Consider the following 25026-nt stretch of genomic DNA (forward strand, 5'->3'; position numbering starts at 1 on the left):
GGAGTAGCCGGCCCCTCTTTGTGCCAATTCTCATGATAGAGACTGCACACCAAAGAACGGAGCGAGGCCAAAGGGAAAAGCACAATCCTGGGCAGACTTTGAGGTTGTTGGGGCAGATCGAGGTCGAACCAGCTTCACTGATGCTGGACTCAACTCGTGAAAATCGCCAAGTATCAAATCGAGGTGGTCATCGAACCTGCCGCGCCTTAATGAGCGACTCGCCCTGAAGTCGACTGTTGACCACCACGCAGCCGTATGGTGCCAAAGAACGGCTTCATTGTACCCAGGAACCTCAAAGAGTTTTCAGGAATGCGATGAGCGCTCGGCGGTCCTGTTCGGACAAATCCAATCCAAAGGGATGGCCCTTGACCGGATAGCTCTTGGCGCCATAAGGTTTGAATCCTGTCGGCTCATAATTGTCATCCAGGCGTTTGGGATCGAACCAATCTTCGAGAGACGCGCACCAGCCGCTGTGGCCGAACATGCTGCGGTACCAGACTCCCTTCAGCGACGGCACCTTGTAATAGCCTGTACCTCGTCTCGTCTTTAAGGTCATATTTGGATCTGTGCCGACCGAGAAAGGTGCGATGTCGAACTGTTGCCGCGCCTCAGGAGGCACACGGAAGCCTTCAGCCGGAGTGAGCTTGTTGTTGGTGTAAAGAGGAGGTGTGTGACAGGTACCACACCCTTCGGTCTCAAAGATCTTCTTACCGCGACGGGCGAGTGCATCGAACTTGTTTGGATTGGGTGGCGGTTCGAGAGCGTACAGGTACATCGCCAAGGCATAAAGCTGCTCGTCACTATATCTGCCGCCAACGGCGATCGGATCGCCGGGTTCCGGACGCTTCGTCGAGTAGTGAAAATCGGCGGGCACAAATCCATCGTAGGATGCAAGATCGTCCGCGCCCTGATTTAATGCCGCGTAGCGCATCAGATCCGCGATCGAACCGTGCTGCTGCAGTCCGGTGTGATCCAGGTAGCGGCGATCTTTCACGCCAATCAGGTCCGGGATCTGGAGGGGGTCGAACAGGCCGCTTTGATGTCGAGCTGTGACCTCCGCAAGCATTGCCGCGTGCGCCGCGATCAACTGATCCGTGGTCATGCTGTCTATTTGCGCCGATGGATCAGGCTTTAGCCATGGAGCTGCGAACAAAGAATGGTCCAGGTGTCGAAGGTCGGCGTCAGCCTTCCGGGCATCATCGGGATTGGCCAACCTACTGCGGAAGAGCCACGCTTTGCTTTTCTCAAACGGGAAGTTCCCCTGGACACCCTCCAATACGCTTCCCTCCGGCATGACGCGCGTGTGGCAAAAGCCGCAGGCAAAATCGCCGAGTTCGACTTCGCCCTTCTTTCGAATGACATATCGGACAAACGGCACGGTCCCATCTTTGGCACCAGGAACTCCGGTCGCTTGATACCATTTTGGATTTCGCACGTCGTCCATGCTGACGATCCGGTGCGTTGTGTAATAGATCGGCGTATTGAAGACGATTCGTCCGGCCGCGATCCAGTCTTCCCTGGAGCTGAGATTGGGCTTGTAAGCCGATTCGTCCCACAGGACCTCGGGATCCTGTTGCCTGAGCCACTCCATATAATTCGGTGGTTCATGCCCCGGAGCGTAGACCGGGTAGCTCTTGTAAATAGGGCGAACGGGAATCCGATAGTAGTAGTCGGAGGATATGTGCCTGGGCGACCCCATGGGGTTCGCCAGCGGCACTTCCAGCGTGGCAATCGCTTCATCATCCCACACCCGCGGAATCGACGGTTCAAAACGGGAGCGTTTCTCCTGGGCAGGAGCGTGGAGAAAGACCCAGAACGTAGCCACACTCACGATCGAGAGATATGCGAGTTTCGTCTTCAGGATTGATCTGCTCATGAATGCCTCCGGGAAGCCGTCACTCGGATTGAGGGGTCCGCGATGACACATGCAGGCACATCTTCGTATCCCGTTGATTCTTTGGGCAATGGAGATTCCCTGTAGAAACCTGTATTTTTCCTTTATCACTTGATTGGGGTACGTTCGAATCCAGACGTGCCGGGTCACCGGAGGGAGCGATGGAAGTTCAACCGAAATCCGGCGTTCTGCAGTTTGGAGAATTCGAACTCGACGTCCGGAACTACCGGCTGCGCCGGTCGGAGGAAGAGTTGAAGCTCGAGCGTATCCCCATGGAGCTTCTGATCCTGCTGGCCAGCCGGCCGGGCGACCTGATCAGGCGCGAGGAGATCGTTCAAAAACTTTGGGGAGATGACATCAACGTCGACACCGAGAATGCGATCAACACCGCCGTCCGAAAGATCAGGCAGGTGCTGGGAGATGATTCATCGAACCCCCGATTCGTGCAGACTATCAGCAAGCGGGGGTACCGGTTTCTTGCGCAGGCAACACAACCAGCATCGCCGGCCCAGCCGCCGGCACCGGCCTTGAAGGCGATCCGAGTGACACGGGCCTGGCAGTTCCTCGCCGGCACCGCAGCTCTGTTTTGCATCAGCCTTGTCTTTTGGAGTCTTATTCGATCCGGGCAGGTAATGCAGGTTTCCCACTATCAGCCAATCACGCACGACGGTGAGCCGAAGCAAGGGCCACTGTTGTCGGACGGCGTTCGGATCTATTTCGTCTCCGGGACCATGAATCAGCGCCGGATCTCCGAGATTTCGATAAATGGAGGGGAACTGTCAACTCTCGCCAGCAGGCTTGAGTCTCCTCGACTCCTGGATCTCTCGCCGAATAAAGGCGAGTTGCTGGTGACCTCCTTCGGGCCTCATCCCGATCTTTCCATTGGAGAAGGAAAAGGTTTGAAGGAGTCGATGTTGTGGAGCATTTCGTTGCCTTCCGGAACCGCAAGACGCGTTGGTGACGCGATAGCGGATGCAGCCGCCTTCAGTCCTGACGGCCAGAAGATCGCTATTGGCTGGAACGATGGCCTGTCCCTGGTTAACAGCGACGGCACCAATCAAAGAACACTGACGCGACTGCCTGGAGCCATTTCAGCGATCCGGTGGTCGCCGGACGGAAGGCGACTGCGCATGACAGTGATGAGCGCAACGACGCTGCATACGTCGTTGTGGGAAGTTGCCGCAAACGGGACATCCCCGCATGAAGTCCTGGGCGGATCGAATCCATCTCCCGCTGAATGCTGCGGCCTATGGAGTCCGGATGGCCGGTGGTACATCTTTCAATCCACGCGCGACGGCAAGACGGACATATGGGTTCTCCCCGAGTCTTCGGGACTGATCGGGCGCAGGACCCACTCGCCGAGTCAGCTTACTGCCGGACAGATCAATTCTCTCGCTCCGGAGATGAGCCCCGATGGAAGCAGGCTGTTCATCATTGGCCAGCAACTTCGCGGAGAGCTGGACAGATACGATGCCCGATTGAAACAGTTCGTGCCGTATCTAAACGGCATATCGGCCGAATTCCTTGACTTTTCTCGAGACGGAAAGTGGCTTGCCTATGTCAGCTTTCCGGATCACTTGCTTTGGCGCTGCGACGTTCACGGGGAACAGTGCCTCCAGCTCACACAACCTGCCATGCAACCGGCTGCGCCGCGTTGGTCTCCGGACTCAACAAGGCTTGCATTTTTCGATACATCGCCGGGAAAGCCTTTCAAATTATTCGTTGTGCCTGCAAATGGCGGGTCGCCAGCGGCAGTGGTCGACCAGCCTTGGAACGAAATCGATCCCAACTGGTCCCCGGATGGACACACTCTTGTCTTCAGCCACTTTCACACGTTCGACCGGCAGCCAGAACTGGGTATCTATTCCATCGATCTCGACACGCACCGGCTCATCAAGCTCCCCAGATCGGATGGGCTCTGGATGCCACGGTGGTCGCCGGACGGGGCCTTCATCCTGGCGAGATCGGCTGACTCTCTCTCGCTGCTGATGTTCAACAAGCACACACAAAAATGGAATGTGCTCGCCGATGGCGAAAGCTTCGGCTACGCCAACTGGTCTTCCGACGGCAAATTCGTCTACGTGCTCAAACGAGGAAACGAACCGGCCATCGAACGCATTCGGATATCCGACGGAAAGACCGAGATAGTAGCTAGCCTCGCTGGTGTAAGGCAAACTGGGTTCCGAGGGGCCATTTGGACAGGGCTCGCGCCAAATGATGATCCCTTGATCCTGCGCGACACCGGTAGCGAGGAACTCTATTCTCTCGACACGACCGTTCACTGAATTGTGGACGAAATCGAATTAGAGGCAAAACGAAGGTCATCGAGCACGCACTTCCGACTCTGCGGATTATGGAAAAGTGGTAAATCTCTAGTGCAAATCGCCGATTCACGTTTCCAGCCGATTCGGGTCTGGAAACGCGAATTGCCCTGTTCCCGCCAATCCACGCGCGGAATCGGTGCAGATCCGTAAAAATCTAGCTGCGGCTTGACAATTTCCATTGATACCTGTTTACTCTAGGCTTGTAGCAAACATGCCTATGGCCAACAGCGGTACTCGCGATTTGTTTCCTGGGGCGCTCGAGATGATGATTCTCGAGTCGCTTCGACGTCAACCGGCGCACGGATATGCGCTGGTACAGCATATTCAACAGCGATCGAAGAACCTGTTGCAGGTGGAAGAGGGATCGCTATATCCGGCACTTCAAAGGCTTCTGAAAGCAAAGCAAGTCAAAGCCGAATGGGGTGTTTCCTCCACCAACCGACGGGTGAGAACCTATCAGATCACTGCATCCGGCCTTCGCCATCTGGAGCAGCAGATTTCCACTTTTGAACGCATGTTCGAGGGCATTACGCTTGTCCTCAACCCGGGTAAATCGCCAGCCTTTTAACTGGGGGCTCACATGCAATGGACCTCAAAGTTTCAAGTTTTCGGTAAATCTCGTCGCCACAAAGCTCTTGACGACCTCTCCGATGAGATGCGGCTCCATATTGAGGAACGTGTGGAACAGTTGCAGCGTGAGGGCTTAACCGTTAAGGAGGCTGAACGACAGGCGCGTATCGCTTTTGGCAATGTGGCGCTGGTGCAAGAGCGCAGTCGGGACGTATGGCACTGGCCCACGCTGGAGTCGATCTGGAGCGACGCACGGTTAGCGATGCGCCAGTTGCGGCGATCTCCGGGATTCACCGGTGCAGCGATCTTGACGCTGGCTCTGGCGATCGGCGCAAACGCTGTGGTCTTCAGCATTTTGAATGCATTTTTGCTGCGGCCTTTGAACGTGGCGCATCCGGAAAGGCTTTACCAGCTTCAGCATGGTGACGAAGCGTCAGCGTACCAGTCCTATCCCGACTATCTCGATTTGCGCGATCGCAATCGCAGCTTCGATAACTTGATGGCATACACAGTCGATGAAGTGGGGCTGGAGTCCGGCGGAGATCCAACCGAAGTTTGGGTGGAAGAAGCTACCGGGAATTACTTTGACGGGTTAGGACTGAAGCCCTACCTGGGGCACTTCTTCCATGCAGAGGATGAGCATGGAGCCGGAAGCGCACCGGACATCGTGTTGAGCTACGAGTATTGGCATACACACTTCCAGGATGATCGAAGCATAGTAGGCCGCGTAGTGCGGCTGAACAGGCATCCGTTCACGATTCTGGGCGTGGCTCCGAAGGATTTTAACGGTACGTTGCTGTTTTTCAATCCGGCGATGTGGGTGCCCCTGATCGAACATCCGGCACTTGGAGCCGCCGACAATCATGATTTGGAGACGCGCGGATCTCGCTGGATCTTCGAAACGATGGGAGAACTGAAACCGGCTGTGACAACGGCGCAGGCGACTGCTGATTTAAATGCGATCGGAGCCCAGCTGGAAAAGGCTTACCCCAAGGACGAGAGCAAGATGACGTTTAAGCTGGCTTCTCCAACCCTTTACGGCGACTATCTGGGTGGGCCAGTGAAGGCTTTCATGTCCGGACTGATGCTGCTGACCTCGCTGATTTTACTGGCGGCATGCGCGAACCTGGGCAGTCTGTTTGCCGCTCGGGCCGCGGATCGCTCGCGGGAGGTTGCCCTGCGGTTAGCGCTGGGCGCCACGCGAAGACGCATCCTGAGGGGCCTGTTTACCGAGGCGATCTTGATTTCGATCGTCGGCGGCTGTGTCGGCGTACTTGGAAGCGTGGCGCTGCTGAGGATGATGAGCGCCTGGCGGCCGTTCCCAAACTGGCCGATTCATCTGGCGGTAAATCCGGACAGTAAGGTGTACCTGATCGCGTTGCTGCTGGCGTTGGTGAGCGGGTTGCTCTTCGGTGCGGTTCCCGTGCGCCAGGTGCTGCGGACCAATCCTTACGAGACCGTGAAAGCGAGTTCAAGCGGCCGTGGGGGCAGGGGCGTGAATCTGCGCGAAGTGCTGCTCGTGGCGCAGATTGCGATTTGTGCGGTGCTGGTTACGTCTTCTCTGGTGGCAGTTCGGGGGCTGATCTATTCGCTGCACGCGCATCTGGGATTTGACACCGAGAACACCATGCTGGCGGAGACAGACCTGAGCATGGCCGGCTACGGCGAAGATCGAGCTTCGGCGATGCAGAAGGAAATGATCCACGCGATGGAGAGTATTCCGGGGGTAGAGGCAGTGGGACTGGCCGATACTGTTCCCTTCGAGACGGGTGCGAGCGATACGACTGTGTTTGCCGACAACACCACAGACCTGCGACCGAAGAACGCAACCGCGCACCCTGTAATCTTTCATGTTGCACCTGGGTACTTTCGCGCTGCGGGCACCGCCTTGCTGTCGGGTCGCGACTTCACCTGGCAGGATGACAAAAGTGCGCCGCAGGTTGCGGTGGTCAACAGCGAGTTCGCGCGCAGGCTGTTCGGGTCTGTCTCCGGCGCCCTCGGCCGATTTTACAAGACGAAAGACGGAAAGCGGATGCAGGTGGTGGGCGTCACGGAAGATGGCAAGTATGACCACCTTTCAGAAGACCCAAGCGCAGCAGTCTTCGTTTCCATCCTGCAGTCTCCGGTCGTAGCGACGACCCTGGTGGTTCGCGCTCGCTCACATCAAGGCAGCGCGAACAACACTGCGTTTGATGTTGATTCCTTAGCTGACGCGATGCGAAGCAAGCTGCGGCAACTGGATGCAGGGATGCCCGTGATCATTCAGACCCGGACCGCGTCGATCCAGGTGAGTATGTTCGCCCCTCGCATGGCGACGGTAGCCTTGGGCGTCTTAGGGATCATGGGCGCCATGCTGTCAATCACTGGAATCTTCGGCATGGCGGCCTACTCAGTGAGCAGGCGACTGAAGGAGTTGGGAATTCGGGTCGCCCTCGGCGCCCAGCACTGGGAAGTGCTGCAGGCTGCACTGGGGCGAGCGGTGAAACTGCTGGCGATTGGTTCGGTTGCGGGTCTGGTGCTGGGACTCTTCGCGACGCGTGTGCTGGCGTTCATTGTGTTCCAGGCAACGCCGCGCGATCCGCTGGTGCTGGCTGGAGTGGTACTGGCGATGGGGCTGGTGGGATTGGTTGCGACATGGATTCCGGCGCAACGTGCGCTGTCGGTGAATCCACTGGTTCTGCTCCGGGAAGAATAGACCAATTCATCTCAAATTCGACACTGAGCCTGTTGCATGCCACACTGACACTCCATCAGTTGGTGCATAATCGCCAAGTCACTCACCAACGATGGCAGCGAATTCACGTGTCTGTATAGTCGCCAACATGGACACTTGCCGGTTATACGGCGACTTGCTGAAGACGCGACGGCACAGAATTTCTAGCGGAGGATGCGGACTGATACCTGGGAGAAGTGCAACTTTTCAATTCGAGCTGCCGACCATGATTCCCAGTGGCAGCTGATTGCCACCCTGAACATGTGATTCGCAAACAATATCGGTTTTCTCATTGGCGGTTCTTTCACATCGTCAGCACAACACGAAACTCCGCGGTGCCGTTCATCATGCGAGCGCTGTTTCAGCAGCTCTTTCCAGTGGATAGGTTTCGATCATGGCGCTTACCCCGCGCGGTGCCGCAAAGCGAGGGTGTAACCCGAATCCGTCGGCGTACCCCTGCCCATCCTTCGATTGTCTTTCCGCCCCTGGACTAAGTGTCAATCGATACCAACGTCTTGGCCGATACCATAGTCCAATTGATTTCATCCCCATGTTTTGGTTTCATTTCCTAGTAGCAGCCTTAGCTCGTGCTGGCTCGCATCTGTCACGCGGTGCCGCGGATCAGAATTGCAAGTGAATGTGTGCGAAATCCAATCTAATGAGCGGTAGAAATCTCTAGAACTGACTGTAGGAGTATCGAATATGCCCACTTCATCGCAATCCCATACCGAAAATGTAGCACGCATGGTTTCACTCTCAGGCTTCGATCTGATCAATACTCCGCGGCTCAACAAAGGCACTGCCTTTACCGGTGAGGAGCGCGATGTCTTTTCCTTGCACGGACTATTACCGCCGCATGAGGGCACGCTTGAAGAACAGCTTGAGCGGCGCATGCAGGCGCTTGACACCGAGGCAACGCCGTTTACCAAATACGCATTCCTGCGTGATCTCCAGGACATCAACGAAACGCTTTTCTATGCATTGGTCGTGGGCAACGTGGAAAAGTTGCTGCCGCTCGTCTACACGCCTACGGTTGGCGAGGGCTGCCAACGGTTCAGCGAAATCTGGAGAAAGCCGCGCGGCTTGTTCATCAGCTATCCCAACAAAGACCGTATTCCGCAGATTCTGAGCCACTCGCGCTACGATGAGATCCGCTGCATCGTGGTCAGCGACGGTGAGCGTATTCTCGGGCTCGGCGATCAAGGGGCAGGGGGAATGGGCATTCCCATCGGAAAGATGGCGCTGTATACGGCGCTGGGTGGAATTCATCCCGAGCACTGCCTGCCCATCCTTCTCGACGTCGGCACAGATAACGAGGAACGGTTGAAGAGCCCGATCTATATTGGCTGGAGGAGCCACCGCGTGCGTGGCCAGCAGTATGACGACTTCGTCGATGCCTTCGTGCAGGCCGTCAAGGCGCGTTGGCCTCATGTGCTTCTGCAGTGGGAGGACTTTGCTGGCAACAATGCCGCGCGGCTCCTGGCGCGCTATCGCAATCAGCTTTGCACCTTCAACGATGATATCCAGGGAACCGCGGCCATAGCGACGGCGACGCTGATCTCCGCCATCAACGTCACCGGAGTTCCACTCGAAAAGCAGAAAATTGTGGTCTTCGGCTTCGGTAGCGCAGGCCTCGGCATCACCGAGTTGCTGACGCAGTTCATTGAGGACCGTGGCCTCGGAAAAGACCAGGCGCGGGCTTGCTTTTATGGAATCGATCAATACGGTCTCATCACCGGGCGCCGAGCAAACGTGAATGCAGAGCAGCTGCCTTACGCGCGCAACGAAGAGGAAGTGCAGAGTTGGCGGCAACCCAATGGAGAGATCACATTGATTGACGTGATTCGCCACGTGCAGCCCACCGTGCTGATCGGCGTCTCAGGACAGGCTGGTGCCTTTACTGAAGAAGCTGTGCGCGAAATGGCCAAGCATGTTGAGCGACCGGTGATCTTTCCACTCTCCAACCCTACATCGCGCAGTGAAGCCACTCCACAAAACCTGATGGACTGGACCGAAGGACGGGCGTTGGTCGGTACGGGCAGTCCGTTTGAGCCAGTGAATGTAGGCGGACGGCGAGTCCCTGTCGCGCAAACCAACAACTCCTACATCTTTCCTGGACTTGCCCTGGGAATCGTCGCCTCCCGGGCGAGGCATGTCACCGACACTATGGTCAAAGCCGCGGCGACGGAACTGGTGCGGCATCTGCCGACGCAGGAGAATAAGTCAGGGAGCCTATTGCCGCCTCTGTCGGACGCGCGAACACTCGGCAAGCTCATCGGCGAAGCGGTCGGCAGGCAAGCCATCCTCGACGGCGAGGCGCAGGTAACCAGCGACGAGGAACTTACGCGCGGGATCAAGGCCAACATTTGGGAGCCGGTGTACGAACATTACGTGCGCGAATCTTAAACAGGCAGTAGGAGAACCGGCGATATGGCGGAAAACGAAACAGCGGCACGTTCTTTTCGCATCGAAGAAGATGCTCTTGGAGAGGTCGAGGTTCCTGCGGACCATCTCTGGGGCGCTCAGACGCAACGCTCGCATTTGAACTTCACCATTGGCGTGGAACGATTCCGGTGGGGACGCCTGGTCATCCGCGCGCTCGGCATCTTGAAGAAATCTGCAGCGCTGGCCAACGGTGAACTCGGCCAGTTGCCCGAAGACAAAGTTGAGTTAATCGTGCGTGCGGCGCAGGAAGTAATCGAAGGAGAGTGGGATGCGGAGTTTCCGCTGGTCGTATTTCAGACCGGATCCGGAACGCAGACCAACATGAACGCGAACGAAGTGATCGCCAATCGTGCCATCCAGCTTGCGGGAGGCGTTGTGGGTTCTAAGATTCCCATTCATCCAAACGATGATGTGAATCACAGTCAATCGTCGAACGACACGTTTCCAACGGCCATGCACATCGCCGTGGTCGAAGCAGTCGAAAATTTGCTGGTACCAGCCGTCAGCGAGCTTCGTGCCACTCTGCACGCGAAGTCGCAGGCGTATCACGAAGTTGTCATGATTGGCCGGACGCACCTGCAAGACGCAACCCCACTGACTGTGGGGCAGATGATGTCGGGCTGGGTCGCGCAACTGGACGAGACTCTTGAGGGTATACACGGTTCGCTCGCCTTTATCTATCCACTGGCAATCGGCGGAACTGCGGTAGGCACAGGGCTGAACGCGCATCCTCGATTTGGTGAAGTGACTGCCCGGCGCGCAGCGGAGGAGACAGGAAAGCCATTTACTTCCGCGTTAAACAAATTCGCTGCTCTTTCTGCGCACGACGGCCTGGTCGCCGTGAGCGGCGCTTTGAGAACCCTCGCTGGCGCACTGATGAAGCTCGCCAACGACGTGCGCTGGTACGCTTCCGGACCGCGCGCAGGAATTGGCGAACTGAACATTCCGGAAAACGAGCCCGGCTCGTCGATCATGCCCGGGAAAGTAAATCCAACGCAGTGCGAAGCGATGACTATGGTCGCGGTTCAGGTATTTGGTAATGACCACGCTGTCGCCTTCGCCGGTTCGCAGGGCAACTTTCAACTGAACGTGTATAAGCCCGTGATCCTGCATAACGTGCTCACATCGGTCGAACTGCTCGCTGACTGCTGCCGAACTTTCAACGAGCATTGCGCCAAAGGAATCGAACCGAATTCGAAGCGAATTCGGGAGCACGTCGACAATTCGCTGATGCTGGTTACGGCGCTCAATCCACACATCGGCTACGAAAAGGCAGCCAGGATTTCCCGCACTGCTTACCTGGAAGACATCAGCCTTCGGGAGGCCGCTTTGAAGCTTGGCTTCCTGACTGCCGACCAATTTGACCACTGGGTACGGCCAGAAGACATGACCCATTCCCTTGACAAGAGCGAGTCCTCACACTGACGCGATCGGCGCGGATACCTTTCTTGATGGCCCCCGCATGGCGTTCAGATCCCCGCTGCTGACCGCTACTGCGAAAGTCTCCGATGCTTGGGAAAACTGAGCGTTCGCCCCAGGTTCTTAAGTCTATGGAAAAGCTCAAAGTGCATGACTATCACGGCGTGGGTTAAGATTCCACATCGACGAATAGTCGCCATCTCGGACATATGACTCCAAAACCTTCCGCCGGCTTGCCGCTAAGCAATGCAGGGGAGCACGTCTCATTCAAGACGATATAGTCCGGTCCAATATCCTCAGAGTTTCCATGCCTATACGTTATGCCAAACCAATTGTTCCTCACTTCATTTGCTGATTTGAATGCCCGAACTATCCGCGTGTGTGTTTTTCAGATGCCGCCATACCTCATACTGATCGTGCTTGGCTGGATCGGGATCTTCATACCCTTGCAACCAGAATCGAAGCCAGTCAACGTTTCCTTGTTGTGATTCAAGCCTTTCTAACGGCTTCTGATGTATATGCGTGCCTTCGGGAAAATAGATCAGGTCAACAGACTTGTGTTGGAGTCGGAGTGAAGTATAGAGTTCCCATTCCTGTAGCACTGACAAGGGATTGATCGCTTCTATTCGTACCGGCGTTTCCACTTTGTCCAGGTTGAATCCGGGTGCTTCCTCCACCCATCGTTTCAAGCCGTTTCCAAAAGGACTCGTCCCACGAATTGTGTCCATTTGCCGTTGGATATCGCCATCGAACAAGATGTATTGCATATAGCTGTTGTCCAAACCATCCGCGATTGTGGCCGCCGCGAAAAGCTTTGGATCTTTGATGAGAGCGTTCACCACATACCAGCATGTCCAACTAAAGCCCACCACACCCACACGGCTCGGATCAATGAGTCCGGCCTTATCCAAGGTCTCGATGGCACTTCGATATCCCTCCAGATGAGTTTGTGGATCAGCCTCGGACAAAGTGCTTGGCTTCTTCTTGATCTGCAGGACGACAAAACCTGCACTGGCGAGGTGTCTGGCAGCGAATGCGCTCGGAGCCACACCATCCGTCACGAATTCATCTTCCGTAAAGGAATACATCTGGAGGACCATAGGATATCTCTGTCCGGACATGTAACCGACCGGCTTCACGAGTACACCGTTCCACTCTCGCCCAGTGCTGTCTTTCCAGTTGTAAGAGGCGGCTTCGCCGAAACGAATATGAGTGAATTGGGGGTTGGGGTCCCAAAGTTGACGCAACTTCCCTGTAGTGAGATTGGACGCCCAAAGCATGGGAGGATCGTTGTAGCCTTGTCGGACAGAGACTTGGAGCTCTTCGTGCTCTAGTTTCTCAGGCGACGCTAACTCATGAAGCCGGTTGGTGATTGCATTGAAGTGGCTACTAGAGAGTAGATACCAGTGACCGTTTTCCCGACGATATCGCTGAAAGATCTGCTCATTCGGTCCATTTCTCAAAAGGACGAGGGCTTCGTTGTCGTCAGTTCCGAAGGACACGTCCAACACATGCTTATCTGAAGGTTGCTGCCCTTTGTCTTCGAAAAAGAGACAACTTGTCTGAAGTGACGGAAGATCTACGCTGGCAACAGCACATGGTGTATTGCTTTGGGCGGACACCGTGTCGGCAGACAAGAATGTGTTGGTCAGGAGAACGCGTTTTCCGTCTGCTGCCCACGCCAGCCGATTTCGATCATAGTATCCCAATATTCTCGCGTTCGGAGCATCGAAGAGCGCGATGCTCCGGCCGTTCATCAAATTGATCAAGGAATACCTTTCGGGCCGGAGAAGATTATCCACGCTGGTTCGACCTGGGACGTTGCCGTTCATCCGCAAATTCTCGTAACCGGAGGCGGGATCGTAGCCCTTCCACGCAACGGGGATACTGGAAACCGGGGTGAGCGCAATGAGTTGGTCCGCTCGCGGAGAAACCGCGAATGGAAATAAGTGAGACATGGTAGGGATCTCTTGGAGCGAGTATTGAGGTAAATGATTCGTGACCCACCGACCATGGGCGCGGTGCAGAACCGACAGCGTGAAAGTCTCGGGAGCAAGAGAGTTCATTTCTCCGGGGAAGAGCACATCTTCCAAGCTGTAGCCTGTCAGTCTTTGGGCGTCCGTGTTGATGATGTCGCCATGAGGAGTACGACCGACGCCAGCTCTTGAAGCCGAGTAGACAATCGTTTCCTTTACAACGTCGAAGCGGTTGACACTGATATTGGCTGGCGTCAGCGTTTGAAAGCCGCTTCCGTCAAGCCTAGCCTCGTATAGCTGATAAGCGCCCGTGGGACTCTCCCCTTTGAAGTAGACACTTGTCTTGTCTGGGGACCACGAGAGGTCTTGAATCACCGGTGCATATTCTTCGACCGGGGCGCGATGTGGAAATGAAACAATCTTCGCGATGAGCCGCGGGCTGGGCGCGTGCACAGAGTCGGTTTTAAGAAATGCCGCTACCTGCTCGACATCAAAGACGGAAATATCCGATTCGATTTGGTCGGACGCCAGCAGCCCTTTGGTAGTGACAACAACAACATATCGTCCATCCGGGGATTTGCGGGCGATCTCACTTCCAGGAATGCCGTGCTCAGGGTGTGGATCGCTAAACCGACGCATGGCAATATCGTCTTTGACAGAAAACAAATGCTCCTGCGAAAAGACGTGAGTTGGGGCGAGAACCGCCATGCCGGTGGCGGCCCAGTACACAAGGGATTTCATGATTTGACTCCGTAAGGTTGCGGGAAACGGCGAAGGACGCTTGTCTTCACTCCGGAATGGACGCTGGCTAGAAGGTGAGCCTCAGCGCAAACTGCATGGATCGAGCTCCACCCTGCTGATACTGGGAGGCCACGGTTCCAAGACTGGAATTCAACATCTTGGTCGCTTGACCGAAGGTGGCGTCGGTGTAGTCCGGATCGATGTATCCGAAGTTCGGATGATTCAAAAGATTGAATGCTTCGGCACGGAAGTGAAGCACTGCTCCATCATGGATTGGAAAGTCCCGCCTTGCCGCCAGATTGAGTTGGGTAGCCCCGAAACCCCGCACGAAGTTGCGTGGCGCATCCCCTTGAGAATTGCCCGCGGGCAAACTGAATCCGGCAGGGTTGATCGCTTTTCCACCTGGGAAGGATGACCCATATAAATACGTCGGCTCGCCTGGAACGAGGTTCAATCCGCCGGCATATATGCCACCGGTCGTAGGATTGATTTGTTGATTTCCTCCGAGCGTGACCGGAAAGGCGCCGCGGGTGTTGAGGCGTGCATCCAAGCCCCAATCGTTTAATACGAAACCGGTACTTCGCGGGCGGGAAAGAGAAGGTAACTCCCAGCTGACTCCGGCTTGGCCATTGTTTCTTACGTCAAAGTCTGAATCGCTTCGTTGCAGGGAGAGGGCGGTCGAGTTCGATCCGAAGTCGATCGAGTGCGACCAGGTATACGATCCGAGGGCTTGGATCCCCTTTGCAACTGAGCGCTGGAATTGAATTTGCAGAGCTTGGTAATTGGAAGTGATCCCGGTAGCAAAATACTCAACCGTCCCAAAATTCGGATTGAGGGCGGTCAGAGATTTTTCCTGTAGTTCAAGGAGCCGTCGCCCGGCCGCAGCCACATAGGAGAGAGTCAGCGACTGGTTTTTGCCGAGTGCCTGCTGCAGGCTGACATTCCATTGCAGCGTATAGGGAAGTTGCAGATGGGACGGGAAAGCCACAATCACGGAGCTTGTATACGGAGGAGTCACCGAAATCGGAACTGTCAGTTGACTCGTTGTGAAAGGAAGCATAGCCCCGGTTTCGACCGCATAAGACCCAAAACCCAGGTTGCTGTATCCCAGAGCCGCTACTTCATTGGCGGAATCGAAAAACACACCCCCACCGACTCGAACAACCGTTTCCGCGCCTTTTCGATCGTGCGCCGTCCATGCCATTCCAAGACGTGGAGCCAGGTTATACCAAGTCGTCCTCCACAAGGATGTTCCGCGTGGGGCTACGGACAGGGATGCCGGATCGTCGATGTTGCCTAAAAGCGTGTACGCATCGTCTCCGTGCTGTTCGGTAGGCGGCGGGTTTAGCTCCCAGCGAAGGCCCATAGACAACGTGAGCCGAGGATGAGCTCGCCATTCGTCCTGGGCGAACAGAGCGGTCTGGTTGAAGAGGGGTGTTGCCGGTAAGTAGTTAAAGACGTAAGGCACGCTCGGTGTATCGTTGAGGATCTCAGACGGGCTTAAGAAGATGACATACGGTTCCACGGTAGCCGTGGCGATCACGGATTTGATGTGACGGAAATCGATGCCGAACTTCAACGTGTGGTGCCCTGCAAGGACGCTGAGCGAGTCAACAAGATTCCACTGCCGGTTCAAGTTGCCGCCGGCATAGGTCGAAATCAGAGGCGTTCCGATACCCGCTATCGAAAAGACAACTGCTGGCAAGACTTCCCGGAAGGCGCCGGCTCCCATCGCTGCTGCCAGATTGATTGGTGTGGCTCCTCCAAATCTGTCCAGGACGCCGGTTTGTGCCGAATCGGACCGAGCATATCCCAATCGAAATTCGTTGGTAAGGTGATTCGAGAGCTGACTGGTAGCGCCAAGAGTGTAGCTCTGAGCATTGCTGCTCGTTGTATCGCGAGCAAAGTAAGGGCGCGATCCAGTAGCACTGGGCGTGTCTCCGAACCGAAAGAATAGGGATAACTTGGAGCCGAGGGTGTGATCGATACGCACGCTCGTCGAGTCGATCGAACTGGGGAGAGAGTAAGGGGCGATAAACTGGGCGAGATCGGGACTCTCCGCATTCCCGTAATCCAGTCCATTTGGCAACGGGAAAGCATTCAGAATAGGCTGTATTCCCGCCGCGGCCTGTTGCCTCATAAACAGATCGGGAACGTATTGAATGCTTGCTGCGATGGGTTGCGCTAAACGAAGTCCCTCATAGGAGGTGAAGAAAAATGTTCGGTCTTTTCCGTTGTACAGTTTTGGAATCCATATTGGGCCGCCGAAGGTCCCACCAAAGTCGTTCTGACGAAGGGCTGGGATGGGAGTACCGTAGTGATCATTGAACCAATCGTTGGCGTCGAAGAAATTGTTGCGAAGATAGTCAAATGCGCTTCCATGCGCGAAGTTCGTACCGGAACGAGTCAGAAGAGAAAACTGGCCTCCGGGCGATCGGCCGTATTCAGCGGAATACGTTGAGCTTTGGACTCGAAACTCCTGTAAGGCGTCCACTGAGAGCAGGGTCTGTGTCGTCCCAAGAGCGGTAGAACCAGGGAGTGTACCGCCTGTGGATGCCTCACCTACTCCCCCACCGTTGCCGGCGCCAATATTTGCGCTTATCCCGTCGACGGTGTAGTAGTTGGATTCGGTGCGTTGCCCATTCACACTAAAGTCGCCGCCGGTGCCTACAACCTGCAAGGAGCTCTGAGGACTTTGCGTGACCACTCCTGGAGTCAGAGAAATCAAATCCTGGAAGCTACGACCATTGAGCGGAATGTTTTCGACAAACTTCCGGTCGATCACCGTGCTCACCGATGCGTCGCTGGTGTTGATCGAAGACGAAGCCGCGTCGACGGTAATGCTTTCCGACTTTGCTCCCACTGGCAGAGAAAAATTCAACCCTACAGCACTCTGCACATTCAAGATGACATCGGGTTCGATGATCGTCTTGAAGCCTACCTTTGAAACCTGCACATGGTAGTGGCCAGGTGGCAGAATAGGGACGAAATAGATCCCTGAACTATTGGTTTTGACCGAATAGATGACGCCTGTCGTGTCGTTGGCTATATCGACTTCGGCATCCTCAATGAATTTTCCGGAGGAATCGGTTACGCCGCCACTGATGGTGGCGTTCGTGGATTGACCGAGCAGGCACGAGGGGACGAGACACAGGCCGAATAGGAGCAGACAGACAAGAGACTTCATGCAGCGGCACTCCAGGAGAGTGAGGATGAATTAGGTTCATCCTGTCTACGGATGACTGCCGAAATGTGTACCAACAGATGTGGACGATCACGGATGGTTCGGTTGCACCTGCAAGTAAGCCAGCAGGAGCGGCTTGCCTGTCGGCTTCGTGCTGCCGCCTTGTGGTTCGGCGGTCACGAAGACCATGTTCAATCGTGCGAGGGTCTTGGTGTCATTGAATCGCAACACCCATCGCTTGTGCGTATCGTCTTGATAGAAGAGGCCAAGGCTTACATTCTGTTTATCGTCGCCGCTCCCCCAAGCCTGGAAGGCGACCGATTGCTTGAGACCAGCTTCCTTGTCCAAATCATAGCCATAGAAGACCAGCGAGCGGTCTTTGGTATAGAAGATGCGGCCAACCGGAGGCTTGGTCTTTCCGTTCTGCCCCACGTCGTATATATCGACCATGTACAGGTTGCGGGCCGCGATCAGGTCCCGTATCTCTCGATCGTGGGCAAGAAACTCCTTATCGAGCTCCAGCATCCGGTCCTTCTCGTTAAGAGAGGACGTTAGATCGTGAATTCTTGTTTCGAGGGCGACCGTCCGGGTCATTTGCTGTTCCGTCTGGCTGCTGGCCTGGTCGGACTTGTCCCGAAGCGATTGCGCCTCGGACTGTGCGACGCTCAGTTGTTGGCTGAGTGCGTCTCTCTGATCGCTGATCTTCTTTTGCTCAGCCTGCTCTGACTCCAACTGCCGCTCCATGCTGGCCACGGTCGCATTTGACTGGCGGTATCGGCCCTCAGCAACGCTCACTTGCTGCCGTAGGGTTGCGACTTCCTTCAGGGCAAGTTCCAGCTTGGGTTGCAGGTCGGTTTCTGTTGGGGTCGATGCGGTCGGTTGAGCAGGGTGCTCAGGATTCTTGACCGTTTCCTGCCGTGACGCATTCTCCGTCTTGGGATGCATCCAGTAGAAGCCGACAAAGGACGCCAGGCCAACCGCGCAGGCGGCAATCAACCCCAACAATGGCAGGGTGAAGATCTTGCGCCGAACCGGGGATTGTTCTTTGGCTGGCAGGGAATCCAGTTGGTTCATGAGCTTTTTCTCGGCAGCCGCCAAAGAAAAAGGCAAAGATTCCGATTTGTCTTCTATTTCCGAGTAGGCGCTGGCTGCCAGGACCGGAACTACATCCGAGCTAAGCTGCTTGTATTGCTCGAACACCACGCGGCAGGAGTCGCAGTAGGCAAGATGTACTTGCAAGAGTGCCCACTCTTCTTCGGTAAGTTCTCCCGAGGGGAAGAGGGCGCATAGGGCAACGAACTCGTCATGCCATTGAGGGTTCACCGGTCCAGCTCCTGCTGGGAGCTATTGTGTATCAATTCTCTCACTTTGGGCGTGTTTTTCCGGGGAAGACAAAGGAGCGAAGCCGTTCCAGACCCCGATAATAATGATGCCTGACATTGCCGAAACCCTGCCCAGTCCTCTCCGCGATTTCGTGAAAAGTATAGCCCTCAAAGAAATGAAGTTCCAGCGTTTGCCGTTGCTCTTCGGAAAGCTCGTCTCTGAGTTTGTTTAGTAAAGTTCTGCCGGCAACGTCATCGATTGAGATATGTCCTTCGTTGGTATGCTGCCGCTCATCAACCAATTCCTGAGAATTATAGTGTTGGCGAAAAGCTAAATATCTTCGTCGATCGATGGCCCGGTGGTACGTCATTTGAATAATCCACGATATGGCAGAGCTCTTCTTTGCATCGAAGGTCCCTGCTTTTTGGAAGAGGAAGAGGAAAACGTCTTGAAGCAGGTCTTCAGCCTCCGCGTCGTCTCTCAGAATACGTCGAGCGACATGAAAGACTTGGCGGGCATGGCGCTGAAACAGATTTGACAGCGCCTCTTTGCTTCCGCCGCTGACCTGAAGCAATAGGTATTCGTTCGAGTGCTCCTCGGAATGTCTGTCGATTGTGCCGATTGCGGTTGATGAGTCCTTCTCAGAACGCGCCGCGGCGACGGATTCAGGCACAGGTAAGGCGATCTCTGTGGTATCCGGCAGTGCGTTCGAGAAATATGCAGCGGTCTCAGAACTCATACAGCATCCTTCAGCGCTGATCAAGCTGGCACAAATACGGCACCATGCATGTCTGATCAATCATTGCATGATTAGTCGATTTTGGACTATTCGAATTTCGGATTTATGGTTGAGCGTCAGTCGACGCCCATGCCTCGCGAAAAATCAATTTTTACTCGCGAATACGCAATCTTTTTGTCCACCCTTCGTCGTCTCCGAATAGAGGCCGGGGTGACACAATCGGCTGTGGCCAAGGCGATGGGTCGAACTCAAAGTGTCGTTAGCAAATGTGAGAGAAGTGAACGAAGGCTAGATCAGATTGAAACCATGTTTTATTGCAAAGGGATTGGAATCGACTACGAAGCCTTCGTTCAGATTTTGATCGATGATTTGAAAGGAACTCGGATTGGCAGAAGGTCTACGCGACCCAAGAAATAGTCACGGAACTAAAGCAGCTGGAATTCTCAAAAGTGATGTTTACCCACTAAACGTTACTTGGCGGCCTTCTTCTGGTTTGCCCACCGCCGTTTTACCGCTTCCGCAATCCGTGCTCGCCCTTCGGGACTCAGGTTCCGTTTTTTCTTAGCCGTTGACGAGTTAACTGGCGGCCTACCTGGTCCGCGCTTGACGGGAGCGTCCGACAAGAGATTTCTAGCTTGTTGAAGACGAGAAATCTCCGCGTCCAGTTCAGCGAGAATAGAGGTTAATTCCATAGAAAAAATTCTATCGCATGAATTTCCCGAATCCTTCGGTCTGGGTACTCGTGTGTAGTCACTCTCACTGTGCTGTGAGCAAAATCTATCGTTTGTATTTGGTTTTTTGCCCTCCCACGAACGGCACCTTGCTTCCCCTTTGTTTATTTTCTGCCTGCGCGCAACTCATTTCGGGACCTCCTCGTCTCCCGGTGCATACCATGGCACCTCCTTTTCAGGAAACAGTTCGGGGTAGCGGCCCGTGAGGTGGGACATGACAATCTTCGCAATACGAACACTGTGCTCAACCTCTTTTTCAAGATCGGCGTTCGCCAGGCCATCGCTGTGGGTCGGACTCCATCGCGCCGTCCTGATAGCCAGAACGAGACTCGACGCTATGAGCAAGGCGGGGCCGAGCTTCTGCTGATCCACTTCGCGACGAACCCCGCCAATTCGCATTCCGCCGTTAGTGGAAGACATGGGAACGGACCTCCAGCGTCTGATCGAACATCGAGCGGAGGCGAACAGCTTTCACATGAATTACGCCATCCTGATTCTGTAACAGGCCCTCAGCAATGATGAATTTGCAATTCTCCACGATAGCTCTCTCACGTTCGTAAAGAGACGGGGTCACGATGACACTTGCTACTCCGTTCTCATCTTCCAAAGAAATGAATATGAACCCCTTGGCCGTACGGGACGGCGTCGATCTATGACCAATCCGGCGATCTTTACATATTCACCGTCGTGCCCATGTAGCAATGCGTCTGAAGAGAGGACATGCTGACGCGAAAGCACCGCCCGGCGATAGGCCATCGGATGCTTTCCTATGGTCAGGCCTGTTCCCGAGTAATCTGCGGTCAAGCGTACGCTGATGCTCATTTGCTGCAACGGACGCACGTTGGATTCTTCATTCAAGAACTCGCTATTTTGTCGTAGAAGCGGACCTTCCAATTTCCCAGCGCGCTCGGCCTGCCAGAGGGCATCTCGACGATGCTCGACGCCTTGGAGGTTGTTCAGGGCACCGATCCGTGCGAGAAGAGTCAGTTCCTTCCGGTTGAGCATCGGCACCCTCAGTGCGAGGTCTTCCACCGATAAGAACGGTCCAGACATCAAACGTGATTCTGTAATGGCATCGGCGACTTGCCGACGTAGGCCTTTTGCATATCCAAGCCCGAGACGAAGCGATAGCGACGCATCCTCTTCATGCTCTACCGCACAGGCCCAATCGGATATTTGGACATCGATTGGTTTTACGCGGAGGCCGTGCCTTTGCGCGTCTTTGACTAGACTAGACGGGCTGTAATAGCCCATGGGCTGATTGTTCAGGATGGCGCAAGTGAAGGCTGCAAGATATTTGACCTTGAAGTAAGCAGAGGCATAAGCGATGAGGGCAAAACTTGCGGAATGGGACTCAGGGAATCCGTAGAGCGCGAATGCGCTGATGTGCTCGATGATATTGTTTTGGGTCTTGTGGTCTATTCCGTTTGTGGTCATACCTGCTCGAAGCTTGCCTTCGAGATTCTTCATCCTTTCCCACGAACGCCGCATTCCGACTGCCCGCCGTAATTCTTCGGCTTCAGCCCCCGTGAAATTGGCGACGACCATCGCCATGCGCAATAGCTGCTCTTGGAATAACGGTACGCCGAGCGTGCGTTTCAACGCTTCTTCCAGCAATGGATGCGGATACGTCACCTCTTCCTTCCCTTGCCGCCTTCGCAAATAGGGATGGGTCATTTTGCCAACGATCGGGCCGGGCCGAATGAGGGCAATCTGCACGACGAGATCGTAAAACCATCTTGGAAAGTTACGCGGCAGCGAGGCCATTTGCGCACGGCTCGCGGGTGTACGGTCAAGTTCGGTTGGGACGTAAATAACTCTTCTGCTGCGAGACGGAACCCACGCTTCTCGAGAATCTTCAGCAAATATCGGAAATGACGAAATTCGGCCCAATCGTACATATCCCTCCAGCTCAGCTAACGAAGAGCAATTCACTAGAAGTGGAAAACAACGATCTACCTGTGGAAATCTTGCCAGCGGATGCTAGAAGGCGCAATAAAAGTCGAGCATTTTGGCCAAATTTACGCCAATGATCGACGAGGCCTGGGTCTGTCCGACCATTCCGAGAACTCTAACTTCAATGCTTTATTACAATTAAGGGACCCCGATAACTGACAGCTATACCCCGATAAATACGAAGTATTGGACTTCGCTCTTATCGAGCGACAGTCTAGCTTTATTCATGCTGTCGCTAGGGACTCCTGGGACGACTAGACGCTGCAGCAAGAGAGGTGACTCTACATGGACAATGCCGAACACTTCGAACCATTGCTGACTTCAGAGGAAGCCGCTCATCATCTACGCATGCACGTAAAGACACTTCAGCGGTTGGCAAGGGAAGCCCGTATACCGTGTGTCCGCATGGGCAAATATTGGCGGTTCCGTCTCACGTCCCTTGACCATTGGGTAGCGACACAGCACAATCGGATCAGCCGACCGTTCCGCTTGGAAAGAGGTAGAGACCTTGAAATTCCCGCGTAACAGATACCAAGAAGGAAGCTTACGCAAGGTGCGCAGAAAATCTGGAGATCACGTTTGGGAGTACCGATTCCGCAATCACGCGGAGACCGGAAGCCCTATGCGCCAGATCACGCTGAGCGTCCTTGAGTATCCAACCACAACCACGGCACGTCTTCGTCTTCACGAAGAACTGCTCCGGATAAACGGCCCAGACTCGTTCCGGGCCCACGTTAAGCCAACCATGGGAGTCCTCATCAATAGATTCCGAACCGAGGAGCGCTTCGAGGAAATCATGAAACAGCCTCCAGGTCCGGCCCTTATCGCGGATGGACTCTCTTACAGTACCGTCGCGGGTTATCGATCTTACCTTGCAAAGCACATCGAACCTCGCTGGGCCGGAAACACTCTCGCCGATATCAAACCCCTCGAAGTGAGCGAATGGCTGAAAAGTCTGCCGCTTGCCGCCAAGACCAAGGGCCAGATCCGCGCATTGTTTCATCTGCTTTTCGAAAAGGCGATGCTGTGGGAGTTAATCGACCTTCAGCGCAATCCCGTTGAGCTGGTGAAACTGAAGGGCACGAGCCGGAGAACCCGCCGGCCACAAGTCGTCACACCTGAGAAGTTCCAGGACTTGATAACCGTGCTTCGCGAGCCATACCGAACGATGGCAATCGTCGCGATGTGTACCGGGCTCAGGGTTTCTGAGATTCTGGCCCTGCGCTGGGAACATATCGACTTTAAAGCCGGGCTGATGCTGGTCCAGCAAGGTGTCGTTAACGGGCGCATCGGGAAGGTAAAGACCGAAGCTTCCCAAGACGATATTCCGCTTGATCCCGTATTTGCTCATCTTCTGCTTGATTGGAGGGGAGACCCAAAAACCGGGCTCGTCTTCCCATCCCATGTCACTGGGCAGTGCTACTACTCGGGCATCATCCAACGGCAGATTCTAAAGCCGAAAGGCGAGGAAGTCGGGATCTTCGGCCTTGGGTGGCACACGTTTCGTCACACATACCGCTCATTGCTGGATGAGACCGGCGCGCCGGTGGGCGTCCAGCAGAAGCTGATGCGTCATTCCAACGTCGCAACGACCATGAACGTGTACGGAAATTCCACGCTGCGCGCGAAGCAGGACGCGAACAGCAAAGTGGTCCAGATGCTCATCAGCCCGAAGCCTGAAAACGGGGCTGCGGCAGGCGTTTCTGCTTAATGTGGGGTTCTGTGGGGTTGAGAAATTTGAGGAAGTCTGTAAGTTATTGATTTATTGGCTCCTCAGGTAGGACTCGAACCTACAACCCTTCGGTTAACAGCCGAATGCTCTGCCATTGAGCTACTGAGGAGTGTCTAGCGTCGATGTGCGACCTTCTAAAAATATCAAAGCCGGGCGCGCACGTCAAAGTGGCGCAGTGCCGGTTGGATAGCTTCGATCCAGCCGCTTGTCGAGCGAGCAACACTTGCGTTGATTCGGCGGCCTTCGCGCTTGAAATCCATGCGCGTCGGATCGACTCCTTAGCCACGGCTTGAATACACGGTCCGGTCCAATTCCGGGTTCCGGGGAGTGAAATTTGTCCCGGCAGTTGGCCGACGCTGCCTGTCAAAATTGGACGAGGAGACGACAAATACTACATAGGGGTGGGGGGTACGGCCGTTCCCCTTGTAACCCATTGCACGGGAATGATTTATGCACATAATTATGCCGTCAAAAGGCGCTTAAATGCGCTTTAAATGCGCACAAAATGCAGTACATTTCGCTCTTAAATTACGGCCGGAGCGGCAAAGGCAGTGTTTGTCTGTTTCGATTATGCGCTTTCGCGGGGAAATTCTCTGCAATCGAGTTGGCGGATTACCATAGGAGGGACAACTCAGGATCGCAATTGGGAGGAAATCCATGTCCCGCATCTCCAAGGTAGAACGCAGCGAAGTCACCCCCGACCTGGCCGTGCTCTTCGACAAGATCTATGCGCAACGCGGCAACGTGCCGAACATGTTTCGCACTATGGCTCACCGGCCTGAGATTTTCTCGACGATGATGGCCCACTTCGCCGCCGTGCTCAATACCGGCACTGTCTCGACAAAATTGAAGGAGCTGATCATCGTCCGCACCTCGCAGATCAACTCGACGCCATACTGCCTGGCTTCGCACACGATTCTGGCCCGCAATCTGGGCTGGAGCGATGACCAGCTCTCGAATCTCGCCCAGTGGCCGACCCGCGAAGACTTTACCCTGGCAGAAAAGGCAGCGCTGCGGCTCGCTGAGACCGTCACCCTCGACGCCAACAACGTGTCGGACGAGCAGTTCGCAGAGTTGAAATCCTACTATGATGACGGCGAGATCGTAGAACTGCTTTGTTCTATCGGACTCTTCAACTACTTCAACCGCTTCAACAATGCGCTACAGATGGAACCGACCAAGCCCGGCGAGGGCGGTTGCGCCGCTCTGAGCATTGAGAAGGAATCGACAGCGCCGCCGGTGGAGACGGTAGCTTCCTGTTGAATTCGGCCAGCTCACA

16 protein-coding genes and 1 tRNA gene are annotated in these 25026 nt (G+C 55.0%); 9 read left to right on the plus strand and 8 right to left on the minus strand.

From position 1 onward, the window contains the following. Positions 1–292 precede the first annotated feature (292 nt). Positions 293–1876 carry a c-type cytochrome gene (locus OHL23_RS18410; protein WP_263353426.1) on the minus strand — a complete coding sequence of 528 codons (1584 nt, stop codon included), beginning with the start codon at positions 1874–1876 and terminating at the stop codon, positions 293–295. Positions 1877–2055: 179 nt separating this feature from the next. Between OHL23_RS18410 and OHL23_RS18415 the strand changes: the two genes are divergently transcribed. From OHL23_RS18415 to fumC, 5 genes are all read left to right on the plus strand, one after another. Continuing rightward, positions 2056–4179: a winged helix-turn-helix transcriptional regulator gene (locus OHL23_RS18415; protein ID WP_263353427.1), complete on the plus strand. Its 2124-nt coding sequence runs from the start codon at positions 2056–2058 to the stop codon at positions 4177–4179. A gap of 250 nt (positions 4180–4429) precedes the next feature. Beyond that, positions 4430–4786: a PadR family transcriptional regulator gene (locus OHL23_RS18420; RefSeq protein ID WP_396127386.1), complete on the plus strand. Its 357-nt coding sequence runs from the start codon at positions 4430–4432 to the stop codon at positions 4784–4786. A 12-nt stretch (positions 4787–4798) separates the two neighbouring features. Continuing rightward, complete coding sequence (locus OHL23_RS18425) at positions 4799–7483, plus strand: ABC transporter permease (RefSeq protein WP_263353429.1); 2685 nt, start codon at positions 4799–4801, stop codon at positions 7481–7483. A gap of 720 nt (positions 7484–8203) precedes the next feature. After that, entirely contained in the window at positions 8204–9907 is a 1704-nt protein-coding gene (locus OHL23_RS18430; protein ID WP_263353430.1) for an NAD-dependent malic enzyme, read from the plus strand. Between the two features lie 24 nt (positions 9908–9931). After that, positions 9932–11371, plus strand: coding sequence for a class II fumarate hydratase (fumC, locus tag OHL23_RS18435; protein ID WP_263353431.1), 1440 nt, complete (start codon positions 9932–9934; stop codon positions 11369–11371). 338 nt (positions 11372–11709) lie between these two features. On the opposite strand, the gene OHL23_RS18440 is transcribed toward fumC, so the two are convergent. The 4 genes from OHL23_RS18440 to OHL23_RS18455 all read right to left on the minus strand — a co-directional run bounded on the left by OHL23_RS18440 (position 11710) and on the right by OHL23_RS18455 (position 19328). Then, positions 11710–14082, minus strand: a complete 2373-nt coding sequence (locus OHL23_RS18440; protein ID WP_263353432.1) for an alpha/beta hydrolase family protein — start codon at positions 14080–14082, stop codon at positions 11710–11712. Positions 14083–14149: 67 nt separating this feature from the next. Then, positions 14150–17269, minus strand: a complete 3120-nt coding sequence (locus OHL23_RS18445; protein ID WP_263353433.1) for a TonB-dependent receptor — start codon at positions 17267–17269, stop codon at positions 14150–14152. Between the two features lie 87 nt (positions 17270–17356). Then, the gene (locus OHL23_RS18450; RefSeq protein WP_263353434.1) at positions 17357–18589 is read right to left on the minus strand and encodes an anti-sigma factor; all 1233 of its coding nucleotides are present in this window, start codon (positions 18587–18589) and stop codon (positions 17357–17359) included. A gap of 40 nt (positions 18590–18629) precedes the next feature. Continuing rightward, positions 18630–19328, minus strand: a complete 699-nt coding sequence (locus OHL23_RS18455) for an RNA polymerase sigma factor (RefSeq protein WP_263353435.1) — start codon at positions 19326–19328, stop codon at positions 18630–18632. A 129-nt stretch (positions 19329–19457) separates the two neighbouring features. On the opposite strand from OHL23_RS18455, the gene OHL23_RS28945 reads away from it, so the two are divergent. After that, positions 19458–19745, plus strand: a complete 288-nt coding sequence (locus tag OHL23_RS28945) for a helix-turn-helix domain-containing protein (protein WP_396127398.1) — start codon at positions 19458–19460, stop codon at positions 19743–19745. Positions 19746–20185: 440 nt separating this feature from the next. Here the strand turns inward: OHL23_RS28945 and OHL23_RS18465 are convergent, their stop codons facing one another. Together OHL23_RS18465 and OHL23_RS18470 are read right to left on the minus strand one after the other, a co-directional pair. Then, complete coding sequence (locus tag OHL23_RS18465) at positions 20186–20479, minus strand: hypothetical protein (protein ID WP_263353437.1); 294 nt, start codon at positions 20477–20479, stop codon at positions 20186–20188. A 165-nt stretch (positions 20480–20644) separates the two neighbouring features. Then, positions 20645–21826: a helix-hairpin-helix domain-containing protein gene (locus OHL23_RS18470; protein ID WP_317891701.1), complete on the minus strand. Its 1182-nt coding sequence runs from the start codon at positions 21824–21826 to the stop codon at positions 20645–20647. Positions 21827–22300: 474 nt separating this feature from the next. Between OHL23_RS18470 and OHL23_RS28950 the strand changes: the two genes are divergently transcribed. Then, positions 22301–22540, plus strand: a complete 240-nt coding sequence (locus OHL23_RS28950; RefSeq protein ID WP_396127387.1) for a helix-turn-helix domain-containing protein — start codon at positions 22301–22303, stop codon at positions 22538–22540. A 97-nt stretch (positions 22541–22637) separates the two neighbouring features. Further along, the gene (locus OHL23_RS18475; protein WP_263353438.1) at positions 22638–23726 is read left to right on the plus strand and encodes a tyrosine-type recombinase/integrase; all 1089 of its coding nucleotides are present in this window, start codon (positions 22638–22640) and stop codon (positions 23724–23726) included. A gap of 55 nt (positions 23727–23781) precedes the next feature. Here the strand turns inward: OHL23_RS18475 and OHL23_RS18480 are convergent. After that, positions 23782–23856 (minus strand) — tRNA-Asn (locus OHL23_RS18480). A gap of 548 nt (positions 23857–24404) precedes the next feature. Between OHL23_RS18480 and OHL23_RS18485 the strand changes: the two genes are divergently transcribed. Then, positions 24405–25010: a carboxymuconolactone decarboxylase family protein gene (locus OHL23_RS18485; protein WP_263353439.1), complete on the plus strand. Its 606-nt coding sequence runs from the start codon at positions 24405–24407 to the stop codon at positions 25008–25010. The last annotated feature ends 16 nt before the right edge of the window (positions 25011–25026 follow it).

Source organism: Acidicapsa acidisoli (assembly GCF_025685625.1).
GTDB lineage: Bacteria > Acidobacteriota > Terriglobia > Terriglobales > Acidobacteriaceae > Acidicapsa > Acidicapsa acidisoli.

Coding starts and splice junctions, on each gene's coding strand:
- OHL23_RS18410 (WP_263353426.1), bottom strand. CDS start 1,876: ATGAGCAGATCAATCCTGAAGACGAAACTCGCATATCTCTCGATCGTG.
- OHL23_RS18415 (WP_263353427.1), top strand. CDS start 2,056: ATGGAAGTTCAACCGAAATCCGGCGTTCTGCAGTTTGGAGAATTCGAA.
- OHL23_RS18420 (WP_396127386.1), top strand. CDS start 4,430: ATGCCTATGGCCAACAGCGGTACTCGCGATTTGTTTCCTGGGGCGCTC.
- OHL23_RS18425 (WP_263353429.1), top strand. CDS start 4,799: ATGCAATGGACCTCAAAGTTTCAAGTTTTCGGTAAATCTCGTCGCCAC.
- OHL23_RS18430 (WP_263353430.1), top strand. CDS start 8,204: ATGCCCACTTCATCGCAATCCCATACCGAAAATGTAGCACGCATGGTT.
- fumC (WP_263353431.1), top strand. CDS start 9,932: ATGGCGGAAAACGAAACAGCGGCACGTTCTTTTCGCATCGAAGAAGAT.
- OHL23_RS18440 (WP_263353432.1), bottom strand. CDS start 14,082: ATGAAATCCCTTGTGTACTGGGCCGCCACCGGCATGGCGGTTCTCGCC.
- OHL23_RS18445 (WP_263353433.1), bottom strand. CDS start 17,269: ATGAAGTCTCTTGTCTGTCTGCTCCTATTCGGCCTGTGTCTCGTCCCC.
- OHL23_RS18455 (WP_263353435.1), bottom strand. CDS start 19,328: ATGAGTTCTGAGACCGCTGCATATTTCTCGAACGCACTGCCGGATACC.
- OHL23_RS28945 (WP_396127398.1), top strand. CDS start 19,458: ATGCCTCGCGAAAAATCAATTTTTACTCGCGAATACGCAATCTTTTTG.
- OHL23_RS18465 (WP_263353437.1), bottom strand. CDS start 20,479: ATGTCTTCCACTAACGGCGGAATGCGAATTGGCGGGGTTCGTCGCGAA.
- OHL23_RS18470 (WP_317891701.1), bottom strand. CDS start 21,826: ATGGCCTCGCTGCCGCGTAACTTTCCAAGATGGTTTTACGATCTCGTC.
- OHL23_RS28950 (WP_396127387.1), top strand. CDS start 22,301: ATGGACAATGCCGAACACTTCGAACCATTGCTGACTTCAGAGGAAGCC.
- OHL23_RS18475 (WP_263353438.1), top strand. CDS start 22,638: ATGCGCCAGATCACGCTGAGCGTCCTTGAGTATCCAACCACAACCACG.
- OHL23_RS18485 (WP_263353439.1), top strand. CDS start 24,405: ATGTCCCGCATCTCCAAGGTAGAACGCAGCGAAGTCACCCCCGACCTG.